This window comes from Catellatospora paridis, assembly GCF_009720365.1.
Classification (GTDB): Bacteria; Actinomycetota; Actinomycetes; order Mycobacteriales; family Micromonosporaceae; genus Catellatospora; species Catellatospora paridis.
The window spans coordinates 133,904-146,476 of record NZ_ML769324.1; the positions used below are offsets into that span (position 1 = coordinate 133,904).

Annotated in this window: 12 protein-coding genes; 7 read left to right on the plus strand and 5 right to left on the minus strand. The window is 72.9% G+C overall.

All coding sequences use genetic code 11. The annotated features are described in order from the left end of the window. The first annotated feature begins 38 nt into the window (after positions 1-38). Together F9C41_RS27700 and F9C41_RS27705 are read left to right on the plus strand one after the other, a co-directional pair. Entirely contained in the window at positions 39-719 is a 681-nt protein-coding gene (locus F9C41_RS27700; protein ID WP_155389785.1) for a TetR/AcrR family transcriptional regulator, read from the plus strand. A gap of 184 nt (positions 720-903) precedes the next feature. Beyond that, on the plus strand, positions 904-4,890 hold the full coding sequence (locus tag F9C41_RS27705; RefSeq protein ID WP_155389786.1) for an AAA domain-containing protein: 3,987 nt from the start codon (positions 904-906) through the stop codon (positions 4,888-4,890). Here the strand turns inward: F9C41_RS27705 and F9C41_RS27710 are convergent. After that, a complete protein-coding gene (locus F9C41_RS27710) occupies positions 4,880-5,302 on the minus strand; it encodes an NUDIX hydrolase (RefSeq protein WP_230690074.1) in 423 nt (140 codons plus the stop codon). The two genes, F9C41_RS27705 and F9C41_RS27710, sit on opposite strands and share 11 nt — an antisense overlap. 256 nt (positions 5,303-5,558) lie before the next feature. On the opposite strand from F9C41_RS27710, the gene F9C41_RS27715 reads away from it, so the two are divergent. Both F9C41_RS27715 and F9C41_RS27720 read left to right on the plus strand, forming a co-directional pair. Next, positions 5,559-5,906 carry an Imm51 family immunity protein gene (locus F9C41_RS27715; protein WP_196279986.1) on the plus strand — a complete coding sequence of 116 codons (348 nt, stop codon included), beginning with the start codon at positions 5,559-5,561 and terminating at the stop codon, positions 5,904-5,906. A gap of 41 nt (positions 5,907-5,947) precedes the next feature. Continuing rightward, positions 5,948-6,985, plus strand: coding sequence for a S66 family peptidase (locus tag F9C41_RS27720; RefSeq protein WP_155389788.1), 1,038 nt, complete (start codon positions 5,948-5,950; stop codon positions 6,983-6,985). Positions 6,986-6,989: 4 nt separating this feature from the next. Here the strand turns inward: F9C41_RS27720 and F9C41_RS27725 are convergent, their stop codons facing one another. Together F9C41_RS27725 and F9C41_RS27730 are read right to left on the minus strand one after the other, a co-directional pair. Continuing rightward, positions 6,990-8,039 carry a mechanosensitive ion channel family protein gene (locus F9C41_RS27725; protein ID WP_155389789.1) on the minus strand — a complete coding sequence of 350 codons (1,050 nt, stop codon included), beginning with the start codon at positions 8,037-8,039 and terminating at the stop codon, positions 6,990-6,992. A gap of 141 nt (positions 8,040-8,180) precedes the next feature. Next, the gene (locus F9C41_RS27730) at positions 8,181-8,960 is read right to left on the minus strand and encodes a hypothetical protein (protein WP_155389790.1); all 780 of its coding nucleotides are present in this window, start codon (positions 8,958-8,960) and stop codon (positions 8,181-8,183) included. A gap of 226 nt (positions 8,961-9,186) precedes the next feature. Between F9C41_RS27730 and F9C41_RS27735 the strand changes: the two genes are divergently transcribed. After that, the gene (locus tag F9C41_RS27735) at positions 9,187-10,104 is read left to right on the plus strand and encodes a PfkB family carbohydrate kinase (protein WP_155389791.1); all 918 of its coding nucleotides are present in this window, start codon (positions 9,187-9,189) and stop codon (positions 10,102-10,104) included. A 28-nt stretch (positions 10,105-10,132) separates the two neighbouring features. Beyond that, positions 10,133-10,315, plus strand: coding sequence for a DUF4236 domain-containing protein (locus tag F9C41_RS27740; protein ID WP_144125757.1), 183 nt, complete (start codon positions 10,133-10,135; stop codon positions 10,313-10,315). Position 10,316: 1 nt separating this feature from the next. Here the strand turns inward: F9C41_RS27740 and F9C41_RS27745 are convergent, their stop codons facing one another. Next, on the minus strand, positions 10,317-10,922 hold the full coding sequence (locus tag F9C41_RS27745) for a CGNR zinc finger domain-containing protein (protein WP_155389792.1): 606 nt from the start codon (positions 10,920-10,922) through the stop codon (positions 10,317-10,319). A 57-nt stretch (positions 10,923-10,979) separates the two neighbouring features. Between F9C41_RS27745 and F9C41_RS27750 the strand changes: the two genes are divergently transcribed. Then, on the plus strand, positions 10,980-11,429 hold the full coding sequence (locus F9C41_RS27750) for a VOC family protein (RefSeq protein ID WP_155389793.1): 450 nt from the start codon (positions 10,980-10,982) through the stop codon (positions 11,427-11,429). On the opposite strand, the gene F9C41_RS27755 is transcribed toward F9C41_RS27750, so the two are convergent. Then, positions 11,430-12,404, minus strand: coding sequence for a GNAT family N-acetyltransferase (locus F9C41_RS27755; RefSeq protein WP_196279987.1), 975 nt, complete (start codon positions 12,402-12,404; stop codon positions 11,430-11,432). Positions 12,405-12,573: the final 169 nt, after the last annotated feature.

A 12,573-nucleotide genomic window follows, 5' to 3' on the forward strand; every position in this document is an offset into this window, starting at 1 on the left:
CTTTGTGATCTACGCTGTATAGATCTACACTGTAGAGTATGGCGGAGCAGGGTGTCGAGACCCGGCGGCGGGAGATCCTGACCGCCGCACTGGCGCTGGCCGACGAGCGCGGCCTCGATGTGCTGTCCATGCGCGCGGTCGCGACGCGGGTCGGAGTGACGCCGATGGCGCTGTACCCGTACGTCGGCAACAAGGACGCCCTGCTCGACGGCCTGGTCGACCTGCTGCTCGCCGAACTGCTGCCCGCGGCGGGCACCGCCGGCGCATGGCACGAGCGGCTGCGCGCCATCGCCCACGCGGGCCGCGCCCTCGCCCACCGGCACCCGACCGCCTATCCCCTGCTGCTGTCGCGCCCGGCGGTCACGCCCGACGCGGTGCGCCTGGTCGACGCCCTCTACACGGCGCTGCTGGACGCGGGCGTGCCGGCGGCGCAGGTGCCACGGCTGGAGCGGCTGGTCTCGACCTACGTGCTCGGCTACGCGGTCGGCGAGATCACCGGTCGCTTCGCGCCGGTCGATCCGCGACGCCACGCGCGCGCCGAGGCCGCGGGCAGTCAGGCGCCCGCACATCAAGAACTCTCGGGGGTACTGGCACAGCCGCCCGACTGGGACGCCGAGTTCGGCGCCGGCCTGGACGACCTGATGCACGTCATCACCAACCACGTCCCCACCGACCCCACCGCGCGCGACCTGGCGAAACGCGGCTCGGCGTCCCGCTGACACGCCGACCCCACCACAGCGATCCGTCCTGCCGGGTCAACGCCGCTCCGGCGTCAGGAAGGCGCCCCTCCGCCACACATGGCGATGTGCAGAGTTGCTGCTCGTCTCGCTGACGCGAGCCGACGGCGCCCTTCCTTTCGGTGGGGCGCTTGGCGGTGGTGCGGGCGTCTGCCATCGTTGGGCCGTGACCGTGTCCGACAGTGCCCCGCAGTTGCCGCAGCCGTCCCATGTCGCGCTCGCCACCAGGCGGTGGGCAGATGCGCTGGTGGACGACTCCGGGCGTAACCAGCTGGCGTACTACCGCGATCTGCGGGCCGGAACGCTGCGGCTCGACGGCGCGCGGCCGGAGGCGGTGACCGTGCTGACCGCCGGGCGCACCGTCACGCTGCGTCAGTTGTTTCCGGACGACGTCGCGCACGCCGATGCCATGCGGCGCGCGCGGACCATCCGGACCCGGATGCGCACGCTGGCCGAGGAGCGCGGGGTCGACGTCGGTTACCTGGCCAGCGGGATCGCGAGCTGGTGGGAGGCCGACCGCACGCCGCGCTCGCCGGTGCTGCTGCACCGGCTGACCGTGCGCACCACGTCGGCGGCGGAGACGGACTTCGCGCTGACGCTCGATCCGGAGCCGACGGTCAACCCGGTGCTGCTGTTCAAGCTGTTCAAGGAGCACCGGCTCGACATCGACCCGGAGACGCTGCTCGACGCGCTGCCGGAGGGGCCCTACGATCCCGCGCCGCTGTTCGAGCAGCTGGCCAAGGCGGCGCAGGACGTGCGCGGCTTCACGGTCAGCCCCGAACTGCTGGTGGGCACGTTCCTGTACGAGAAGCTGCCGATGGTCGCCGACATCACCGAGCACAGCGAGCTGCTGGAGAGCAGCGAGGTCATCGCCGCGCTGGCGGGCGACCCCCGGGCGCTGAGCGAGCTGTACGCCACCGCGCCGGTCGAAGCCGACGCGCCCGACCGGCTGCCCCCGGCCGACGAGTTCCTGGTGCTGGACGCCGACTCGTCGCAGAGCTACGCGGTCAACGCCGCGGTCGCCGGGCACCACCTGGTGGTCAAGGGTCCGCCGGGGACGGGCAAGAGCCAGACCATCGCCAACATGATCATGGCGCTGGCCGCGCGGGGACGCACGGCGCTGTTCGTCGCGGAGAAACGCGCCGCCATCGACGCGGTGCTGGACCGGCTGAACCAGGTCGGCCTCGACGACCTGGTGCAGAACCTGCACGGCGACCAGAGCAGCCGCCGCGAGCTGGCGCGCGCGCTGGACTCGCGGCTGCAGCGGGCGCGCCACGAGACCCGGCCGACCACCGAGGACACCGACCGCAGCCTGGTCGACGCGCGCACCGCGCTGTCGGCCCACCACGCCGCGCTGCACACCAAGCACGACCCGTGGGGCCTGTCCATGTTCGAGCTGCAGTCTCGGCTGCTGGGCATCAGTCCCGCGGACATGACCCCGCAGCGCTGGTCCGGCGACGACCTGGCCCGCCTCGACGCGCCGACCGCGGCCCGGCTGCGCGCCGCGGTGACGGAGCTGGCGCAGCTCGGCGCGTTCGACGCCGAGCCCGGCCCGGGGCCGTGGGTCCGCTCGACGATCCCCGATCGCGCGGCCGCGCAGTCGGCGTACGCGCTGGCCGGGCAGGCCGCGACCACGCTGGCCCCGGCCCGCCAGCAGCTCACCGCGCTGGCCGCGCAGCTGGGCCTGTCCGTGCCGGGCACGCTGAGTTCGGCGCAGAAGATGGCCGCGCTGCTGTCCGAGGTGGACGCCACGCTGCGGCGGCTGCGCCCGGAGGCGTACACCGCGGACCTTTCCGCCTGGGTCACCGCCTCGGCCACCGGCCCCGAGCGCGACGGCATGGGTTTCTGGCCGCGCCGCAAGGTGCTCAAGCAGATCCGGGCGCACTGGCTCGCGCCCGGCCGGCCGAGCACCGCCGAGCTGCACGAGGCCGCCGTCGCCGCGGCCGACCAGCTGGCCCGCTGGCGCGTGGTGAGCCGCGACGGGCAGCCGCCGCGGACCAGCCCGTCGGCCGCCGCCTCGCTGGCGGTGTTCGCCGGGTTCACCGGGGCGCTGGAGTCGCTGCGCGGCTACGTGCCGATCGACAACGACGACCTGGGACTGCTGCAGCCGGAGCTGGACCGGCTCGCCGGCGACCAGGCCGACCTGCTGCGCACCGCGCGCCGCAACGAGCTGGCCGCGTCCCTGGTGGAGTGGCGGGCCCGGCGGTTGCTGGACGAGCTGGCGGTCCGCGGCGTCGGGGGCGACACCAAGCGGGCCGGGGCCGCGTTCGACCACGCGTGGCTCAGCTCGGTGCTGGAGCACGTGCGCTTCACCGACGAGCACCTGTCGACGTTCCACGGCGCGGCCCTGCACGCCGCGGTGACCGAGTTCCACACCGCCGACGCCGCGCACATCACCGCGGCCGCGCAGCGGGTGCGGCACCTGGCCGCCCGCAACCTGATGGCGGTGCTGGACGAGTTCCCCGAGCAGCAGCAGCTGGTGCGCCGCGAGGCCGCGAAGAAGGCCCGGCACCTGCCGGTGCGGCGGCTGTTCGAGCAGGCCCCGGACGCGCTGACCGCGCTCAAGCCGTGCTGGGCGATGAGCCCGCTGCTGGTCAGCCAGGTGCTGCCGGCCCGGGTGCTGTTCGACGTGGTCATCTTCGACGAGGCCAGCCAGGTCGAACCGGTCGACGGCGTGCCCGCCATCATGCGCGGCCGCCAGGTGGTGGTGGCCGGTGACGAGCACCAGCTGCCGCCGACCAACTTCTTCCAGCGCGCCGACGGCGACGCCGACACCCCCGACGACGGCACCGCGCTCGGCGACGACGTCGAGTCGCTGCTGCAGGCGTTCGCGCACACCCTGCCGCTGCCGCAGGTGCGGCACCTGGCCTGGCACTACCGCAGCCGCGACGAGCGGCTCATCGCGTTCTCCGACCGGCACGTGTACGCCCCGAACGGCAACGCGCTGACCACGTTCCCGGGCGCGGACGCCGGGGACTGCATCAGCCACGTGCTGGTCACCGGCGAAGCCGACCCGGACGCGTCGGCGGAGAGCGGCAGTGCCGAGGTGCGCCGGGTGGTGGAGCTGATCCTCGCCCACGCCGCGCAGCGGCCCGCCGAGTCGCTCGGCGTCATCACGATGGGCATCACCCACGCCGAGCGCGTCGACGCCGCGCTGCGCCGCGCGCTGGCCACCCGCCCGGAGCTGGAGCCGTACTTCTCCGAGCACGGGCACGAGCCGTTCTTCGTCAAGAACATCGAGCGGGTGCAGGGCGACGAGCGCGACGCGGTGATCCTGACCGTCGGCTACCCGAAGGGCCTGGACGGGCGGATGCTCTACCGCTTCGGGCCGCTGAACACCAAGGGCGGCCACCGGCGGCTCAACGTGGCGATCACGCGGGCCCGCCGCCGGATGACCGTGGTCAGCTCGTTCACCCACCTGGACATGGACCCGCAGCGGCTGCGGGCCGAGGGCGCGGTGATGCTGCGCGACTTCCTGGCGTACGCCTCCTCCGGCGGCCGTCGCGAGACCCTGGCCACGGTCACCGCGCCGGCGCTGAACCCGTTCGAGGCCGACGTGCTGGCCAAGCTCACCGCGGCGGGCATCCCGCTGGTGGTGCAGCACGGAGTCGGCGGGCACCGGATCGACTTCGCCGCAACGCACCCGGACGACCCGGAGCGGCTGGTGCTGGCGATCGAGGCCGACGGGGCGTCGTACCACGCCTCGCCGACCGTGCGCGACCGCGACCGCCTGCGCCAGCAGCACCTGGAGCGGCTGGGCTGGCGCTTCCACCGGATCTGGTCCACCGACTGGATGCGCCAGCGCGAGGTGGAGATCGCCAAGGCGCGGGCCGTGTACGACCTCGCGGTGTCGGAGTCGGCCGGGCTGCCGATCGACACCGTCGCCGAGGGCGTCACCCTGCGGCTGCCGTCGGCGACCGCGCGCCGCGCCCCGAAGCCCGAACTGCCGCCGGCCACGCAGATCACCGAGGTGCCGCGGCAGACGCTGGTCGAGCTGATCCGCTGGATCGAGAGCGACGGCCTCAACCGTACCGAGGACGAGGTCGTCGCCGAGGCCACCACGCAGCTGGGCTTCACCCGCCGCGGCCCGCGCATCACCGAGACGCTGCGCCAGGCCCGGCGCGAGGCGGTGGGCGTCGAGCCTACTTCTTGACGGCGGTGCGCAGCACGTCGCGCACCGCGTCGAGCATGGGGATGGAGTCCAGTTCGGAGGCGCTGTGCCAGCTGGGCTCCACCATGATGCCGTCGGGCTGGGGACGCAGGTCGCCGCCGAGCACGGTCACGCCGTAGAGCATGAACACGCCGTGGAAGTCGATGCCGCCGGTCAGCTGCCGGTGGTCGGAACCGACCTCCAGCAGCCCGTCGACCCGGACCTCCAGGCCGGTGGTCTCGGCGAACTCGCGCACCACCGTCTCGGCCGGGTGCTCGCCGTGCTCGATGGTGCCGCCGGGCGGCATCCACTTGCCCAGGTCCCCGTGGGCGCTGCGGCCGATCTGCACGAGCAGCACGGTGTCGCCCTCGCGCGCCAATCCGTACGCCGAGACCCGCTGCCACTGCCTGACCATCGTCACGATGAGAAAGCCTGCCATGTTCTCGCGCGGTCGCACAGATGGTCGAACCGCTGATTCGCCACTCAGAGCACTTCTTCCTGCTCACACCGGCCGGAATTCACCTCGGCCCGGACTCCCCGCTTCGCGTGCCCTGCGGGTGGACGTGCTGCGAACAGCGGGTTGACCGCGCAGATTTCACCGGTTCGGAGGAGGCGAAGTCGGCCTTTCGACGAAACGGCAATGACATGCGTCACGGCCTATGCTCGCGGTCATGGCACGTGACCCCGACTTCGACCCCTGCAAGCTGGTCGAGCACGACTCCGGTGAGTTCAGCCTGACCTTCGACGACTTCGACGACTATGTGGACATCTTCGACGAGCAGGGCTGGCTCGGCAACGGCTACGCCTGGGAGGGCGTGGTGCAGGTGCTGCTGGCCGAACGCACGCCGGAGGTGCTCGACCTGGTCGAGTTCGACTCCGAGGCCGACCTGTTCTCGGTGCGCGCCGCCGAGACCGAGCCGCTGCTCGAGGTGGCCGCGACCATCCGCGACGCGGTCGTCGACCTCGACGTGCTGGCCGACGCCATCACCCGCGCCGAGGAACAGGGCCTGCTCGACTGAATTCGGGTGCCCCGGCCGGGTGAATCGATTAGGTTCCGCGCATGGCCGTGAGCTATCCGCCCAAGCCCCGCCCCGGTGACCGCATCGCGATCCTGTCGCCCAGTGCGGGGCTGCCCGCGGTCTTCCCGGACGTGTACGAGCTGGGCCTGTCCCGGCTGCGCGACGAGTTCGGGCTGATCCCGGTGGAGTTCCCGACCACCCGCGCGCCCGCCGCCTCCGCGCGTGAGCGCGCCCATGACATCACCGCGGCCTTCGCCGACCCGTCGATCAGCGCGGTCATGGCCAGCATCGGCGGCGACGACCAGATCACCGTGCTGCGCCACCTCGACGACGACGTGATCCGGGCCAACCCCAAGCCGTTCTTCGGCTTCTCCGACAACACCAACCTGCTCAACCACCTGTTCGGGCTCGGTGTGGTCGCCTTCCACGGCGGCGCGGTGATGACCTCGCTGGCCCGGGGCGGCGCGATGCACCCGCTGTCGGCGAGCAGCCTGCGCGCGGCCCTCTTCACGCCGGGCTGGCACGAGCTGACCGCGTCGGCCGACTTCTGCGACGAGCCGAACGACTGGGCCGACGCCTCGCTGCGCCACGTGCCGCCGCGGATGTGGCCCGTCGACGGCTGGAGCTGGGAAGGACCCCAGCGGCTCGTCGAGGGACCGCTGTGGGGTGGCTGCCTGGAGATCCTGTCCTGGCTGCTGCAGGCGGGCTTCGTCGCGCCGCCCCAGCGCTTCGACGGGCACCTGCTCGTCATCGAGACCTCGGAGGAGATGCCCGCCGCCGAGGAGGTCTTCCGGACACTGCGCAACATGGGCGAGCGCGACATGCTGCGGCGCTTCGCCGCCGTGCTGGTCGGACGGCCCAAGGCGTGGAGCTTCGAGCGGCGCTGCACGGCAGAGCAGAAGGCGGTGTACCGGGACGAGCAGCGCGACGCGGTCCGCCGGGCCGTGGCGGCGTATGCGCCTGACGCGGTGCTCGTGTTCGACCTCGACCTCGGTCACACCGACCCGCAGCTGATCCTGCCGATCGGCGGGGACGTGCGGGTCGACGGCGTGCAGCGGCGGATCAGCGTGCGCTACTGAGCGGTCACGGCTGCTCGGGTGGCGCGATGACGGCGACCCGGGTCTGCGGCAGGCCCTCCGGGTGGTGCTCGCGCACGTACGCGATGAGCTTCTCGCGGATCTCGCAGCGCAGGTCGTATGCCTTCGCGGCGTCGTCGGCCGAGGCCAGCACGCGTACCGCCATGGTGGTCTCGGTGGTGTCGACGACCTGCAGCACCCAGTCCCGGCGGTCCCACAGCGGCGACGCCTCCACGACGCGCTGCGCCTCGGCGCGCAGCGCGTCGACCGGCATGCGGTGGTCCAGGTAGAGGATCGCCGCGCCCAGCACCCGGGAGTCGTTGCGGGTCCAGTGCTGGAACGGGGTGGTGGTGAAGTAGGTGGTGGGCAGCACCAGCCGCCGCTCGTCCCACAGCCGCACGACGACGTAGGTCAGCCGCAGCTCCTCGATGCGGCCCCACTCCCCCTCGACCACCACCACGTCGTCGAGGCGCAGCTCGTCGGTGAAGGCCAGTTGCAGGCCGGCGAAGATGTGCGCCAGCGTCGCGTGCGCGGCCAGCGCCGCGACCACACCGGCCAGTCCGGCCGACGCCAGCAGGGACGCGCCGAGCGTGCGCAGCGGCGCGAAGGTCATCAGGATCGACGCGACGGCCAGCACGGTGACGGTGACCGCGGTGAGCCGGCGCAGCATGCCGATGCGGGTGCGGGCCCGCCGGTAGCGCCGGTTGTCGGCCACGTCCACGGGAAGCCGCCGGAACGCCGCGTCCTCCAGCACGAACAGCACCCGCACCGCCAGCCAGGCCGACGCCCCGATCAGAGCGATGACCAGGGCGTGGTGCACCATCTCCCGGGCCGACCCGGCGAGGTCGGTGAACGGCAGAGCCACCAGCAGGGCCACCACCACGAGCATGGCCCGCCACGGGCGGCGGCAGGCCTGGCTGAGCTGCTCCATGAAGCGGCGGTACCGGCGGCGGCCGACCCGGCGCACGATCAGCGCGGACAGCCATCCGGCGACCATGGCCGCCAGCAGCGCCGCGGTCACCACCACCACGGCACGCAGCAGCCGCTCGGCGTCCATCAGCGGACTCCGGGACAGGTCGGCACGTCGTCACCGTTCACCGTTTCAATGATCACGTCGCCACCCCTACCCGGGCGGCCGTATGCAAAACGCCGCCCGCACCCGGTCACGGGTGCGGGCGGCGTCAGCGCCGTGGCGGTGTCAGAGCGTGGCCAGCAGCGCGGCCGGGGCCTCGACGATCTCGCCGGTCGGCTTCTCGATGGTCACCGGAGCCCCGAAGTCGCTGTAGGCGATCGTCATGTCGCCCACGCCCGCGGTCGGGGCCAGCCCGCCGAGGGCGACCGTCATCGTGGTCAGCCGGCCCTGGCCGTCGATGGTCGCCGTGAACGGCACGGCCTTGATCTTGTCACCGAGCGTGCCGACCAGGGCCGGGTTCATCGACGGCGACTGGGACAGGTCCAGCACACCCTTGACCTTGCCGGTCCCGTCCCACTGCACCTGCGCGGCCGTGGTCAGCATCTTGGCGCTGTACGACGGGTCCTCGATCGACTTGCGCAGCGAGCTCTGCGCGCCGAGCTTCGAGACGTCGATGTGCATCCAGCCCTTCGGCATGCCGGGCACGCCGTCGGCCTTCATGTACACCTGGTCGGCGAGCTGGAGGACCTCCATCTTGAGGGTCAGCACGTCCATCACCGAGGCGGACTTCCTACCCGGGCCGTCGAGCTGGCCCGTGATCTTCACGGCCGCGCCCCCGCCGGCCATGCTCATCGTCATCTTGGCGGTGGTGTCCTTGAACTTGGCCGCCGCCGCGGCGAGCGCGTCGGACGCCGAGCCCTGCGCCGCCGCCGGCGCGGACGCCGCCGCCGACGTGCTCGCGGACGCGGTCGCGCCCGGCTTGTCGGCCGCCTTGCTACAGCCGGTCGCCAGGGTGGCGAGCGCGATCAGGCCTACTGCCGCCACACCGAAACGTCGTGTCTTCACGTGGTTCCCTCCCCATCGGTGCCCGGATACGGTCCCGGGGCACAGCTCCAGGAGCCTAGTCAGGCTCCGCCATGGTCGCCTCTCGGGACGACACAGCCTTGACGGGGCACCCGGTCTCCGTGATGATCGACTGCACCTGTCGCGACCTCGGCGGACACCGCATGACCTCGGCTGCGGACCGTACGGGCTGAAACGTCGACTACCCATCGACGAAAGGCGACACACCATGCGTGTTCCTCATCACCCTGAACTCGGCGTGCTGGTGCTCGGCGGCGCGGGCGTGGACACCATCGTGCAGGTACCGCAGCTGCCGCTGCCCTACGCGGACAGCCACCTGGTCCCGGCGATCACCACGCGGGCCGGGCAGACCGGGGACTTCCTGGCGCTCGGGCTGCACGCGCTGGGCCTGCCGGTCCACCACGTCGACGTGCTCGGCGACGACCCGGAGGGCGCGCTGGTGCGGGCCCTGCACGAGAAGTCGGGCATCGTGTTCACCGCGCTGCCGAGCAGCACCGGCACCAAACGTGCGGTCAACCTGGTGGACCCGGCCGGGCGGCGGCTGTCGCTGTACGACATCAGCCGCGGCGGCGAGCACGACCGCTTCCCGGAGCCGCTGCTGGCCGAGCTGGCCGCGGGCTGCCGGCACGTGCACGTGTGCATCACCCATCCGGGGGCGTACGCCCTGGCGCAGCTCGCGGACCTGGACGTGACCGTCTCCACGGACCTGCACAACTGGGACGGCGCAAACCCGTACCACGAGCAGTTCGCCGCGGCCGCCGACGTGGTCTTCGTCTCGGCGACGGCGCTGGCCGACCCCGAGGCGGCGCTGCGCCGGGTGCTGGCGCTGGGCCGGGCGCGGATCGCGGTCGCCACCGACGGCGACCGGGGCGGTCACCTGCTCACCCGCGACGACGGCACGGTGCGCCGGTTCGCCGCGGTGACCCCGCCGCGGCCGGTCGTGGACTCCAACGGCGCGGGTGACGCGTTCGCTGCCGGGTTCCTGTATGGACTGCTCACCGGTTTGCCGCCGGAGCGGTGCGCGACGTACGGTGCGATTGCCGGGGCGCACGCGTGCACGGTCGCGGCGACCGAAGTGGACCCGCTGGACCGGTCCGCGCTTCTGGCACGCGCCACGACGTTTTGAGTGGTGCGCGTGCGGTTACATGGGGTGCATGAGCCTGCTGTTCCGCAAGTCCTTCAAATTCGGCCCCCTGCGGTTCAACTTCACCAAGGGCGGCATGTCCTCCTGGAGTCTGCGCATCGGTCGCTGGTCGTGGAACTCCCGCACCCGTGCCCACCGCGTCGACCTGCCCGGCCCGTGGTCCTGGAAGCAGGACAAGGGCGGCAAGAGCTGAGCTAACCCGGCTCAGGTGCGCGCCGCTCCCGCAGGGCGCGCACCTTGCTGCGGTTGCCGCAGCGTTCCATCGAGCACCAGCGGCGGCTGCCGGGCCGCGAGGTGTCCAGGAAGACCAGCCCGCACCGGTTCCCGCCGCACTCGCGCACCCGGTCGGCGTGCGGGCCGGTCAGCACATCGACGACGTCGCGCGCGACGGCCGACAGCAGCTGCGTGCCGGTGGCGGGCAGCGTCCACTCCCGACCGAAGCCGGACCCTGTGACCTGCAGCCGGGGGGCCAGCGGCGGTTGCGCCGCGGCGTCGTCGACCAGTGTCGCGATCCCCGGCGGGACCGGGCGGCCCCGTATCAGCGCCCAGGCCAGCTCCCACAACCCGTCGCGCAGCCGCACCAGGTCCGCCAGCTCGCCCGCGGTGACGTGCACCCGGCCCGGGTCCAGGCGCAACCGGCTCTGCCCCGCCCAGGTGGCGAGGTCGGCGGGCGCGTGCAGCGTCTCGAACACCGCGAGGTCACCCGGGCCGCCGGAGACCAGCAGGTCCAGCCAGAGCGTGCCGGGATCGAACCGGAACACGCCACCCGACGGTGGACGCAACACGAAGCCCGGTTCCATGTAACCACTATATGTGGTTACATGGCGGTGGTACAGACCGGACGAGAGGAGAGCGTCATGGCACTGGACTGGAAGGTCGTCATCGACTGCGCCGACCCGCACGCGCAGACCGCGTTCTGGGCGCAGGCCCTGGGTTACCAGGTCGAGGACAACTCCGCGCTGATCGAGCAGCTGGTCGGTCAAGGTGTGCTCAGCGAGGACCTCTACCTGGAGGTCGACGGCCGCAAGGCCTTCCGTGACCTGGCCGCGGTGCGTCACCCCGACGACCCGGTGCAGCCGGTCAGCGGCACCGGCCTCGGCCGCCGCCTGCTGTTCCAGCGGGTGCCCGAGCGCAAGCAGGGCAAGAACCGGCTGCACCTGGACCTGCACGCCGGGCCGGAGCGCCGCGACGGCGAGGTCAAGCGCCTCGAAGGCCTCGGCGCCACGATCCTGCGCGAGGTGCAGGAGCCGGGCACCCACCACGTGGTGCTGGCCGACCCCGAGGGCAACGAGTTCTGCGTGCAGTGATCAGACGGGCAGCGTCCACTGCTCGCGCACGCCGACCCGGCGGAACCCCAGCCGGTCGTTGATCGCCAGCATGTGGCCGTTCGACGGGTCGGTGGTGGTGCGCACGCGGCGCACCACCCCGCCGTCGGCGGCCAGCCGGCGCACCATCTCCGCTTTCAGCCACAGCCCGATCCCGCGTCCCCGGTGCGCCGGGACCACCACGGTGTCGTCCTGGTGGGCGAGCTCGGGCGCGAGCAGCGGGATCTCCAGCACGGTCAGCCCGGCCACCGTCCCGCTCGCCACGTGCACCGCGACGACCACGCGCCGCTGCAGCCCGGCCGCCCGCGCACAGCGCTCCCTGGCCCGCACCAGCTCCGGCGAGTTCGGCGCGGACCGGTAACCGAGCCCGCCGTCGGGCGAGTCGGCCATCGCGTCCACGGCCGCGGCATACGACGCCAGCAGCTCGTCGGGGACCTCGTCGGACCAGCACACCAGCCGGTATCCCGGCGCGGTCCGGTCGCCGAGCGCCGCCGGGTCGAGCGCGCCGAGGTCCACCTCGGACTCCCACAGCTCCTGCGCCTTGCGCGCGCCCTGCGCCGCCGCCCAGTCCGGCCCGGGGGTGCCCTGGACCGCGCTCAGCACCAGCGTGTCGCGGCCCGCGTCGGCGGCAGCGGAACGCATCGCGGCCAGCAACGCGGTTCCGTGCCCCGACCGGCGGTGCCGCGGATGCACGGTCACCTCGGCGAAGCCCCAGCCGAGGTTCTCCCGGTCGGACAGGAACAGCTCGCCCAGTCCCACCACCTGGCCCTCGGCGCAGCCCAGCCAGCGTTGCACCCGGCCATCCGGGCGGGGTGCGAGCAGGGCCGCGGCGCGCGCCGCCGGCGGCAGTGGTCCGTGCGCCGGGTCGTCATGGCCGCCTGCGGCCGCCGCCACCTCGTGCCAGCAGGCCAGCTGCTCGCGCAGGCCGAGCCGCGGATCGAACGGCGTCACAGTCATACCCGGTGTTGTAGCGCGCCGGACCCCGTTCGCGCCACCGTCTTTACGGCATGGTGAAGCGCGGCCCGGCGGCCCGCCCCCGTTGACAGACCGCCAGGCCGCATCGCCGCGCCCCACCGTGTGTGCCGCCATCCTCCGCGCGGCCGGTTGCGCGGCGGTTGCGCGCTGA

Coding starts and splice junctions, on each gene's coding strand:
- F9C41_RS27755 (WP_196279987.1), bottom strand. CDS start 12,404: ATGACTGTGACGCCGTTCGATCCGCGGCTCGGCCTGCGCGAGCAGCTG.
- F9C41_RS27700 (WP_155389785.1), top strand. CDS start 39: ATGGCGGAGCAGGGTGTCGAGACCCGGCGGCGGGAGATCCTGACCGCC.
- F9C41_RS27740 (WP_144125757.1), top strand. CDS start 10,133: ATGAGCCTGCTGTTCCGCAAGTCCTTCAAATTCGGCCCCCTGCGGTTC.
- F9C41_RS27750 (WP_155389793.1), top strand. CDS start 10,980: ATGGCACTGGACTGGAAGGTCGTCATCGACTGCGCCGACCCGCACGCG.
- F9C41_RS27735 (WP_155389791.1), top strand. CDS start 9,187: ATGCGTGTTCCTCATCACCCTGAACTCGGCGTGCTGGTGCTCGGCGGC.
- F9C41_RS27720 (WP_155389788.1), top strand. CDS start 5,948: ATGGCCGTGAGCTATCCGCCCAAGCCCCGCCCCGGTGACCGCATCGCG.
- F9C41_RS27745 (WP_155389792.1), bottom strand. CDS start 10,922: ATGGAACCGGGCTTCGTGTTGCGTCCACCGTCGGGTGGCGTGTTCCGG.
- F9C41_RS27725 (WP_155389789.1), bottom strand. CDS start 8,039: ATGGACGCCGAGCGGCTGCTGCGTGCCGTGGTGGTGGTGACCGCGGCG.
- F9C41_RS27710 (WP_230690074.1), bottom strand. CDS start 5,302: ATGGTCAGGCAGTGGCAGCGGGTCTCGGCGTACGGATTGGCGCGCGAG.
- F9C41_RS27715 (WP_196279986.1), top strand. CDS start 5,559: ATGGCACGTGACCCCGACTTCGACCCCTGCAAGCTGGTCGAGCACGAC.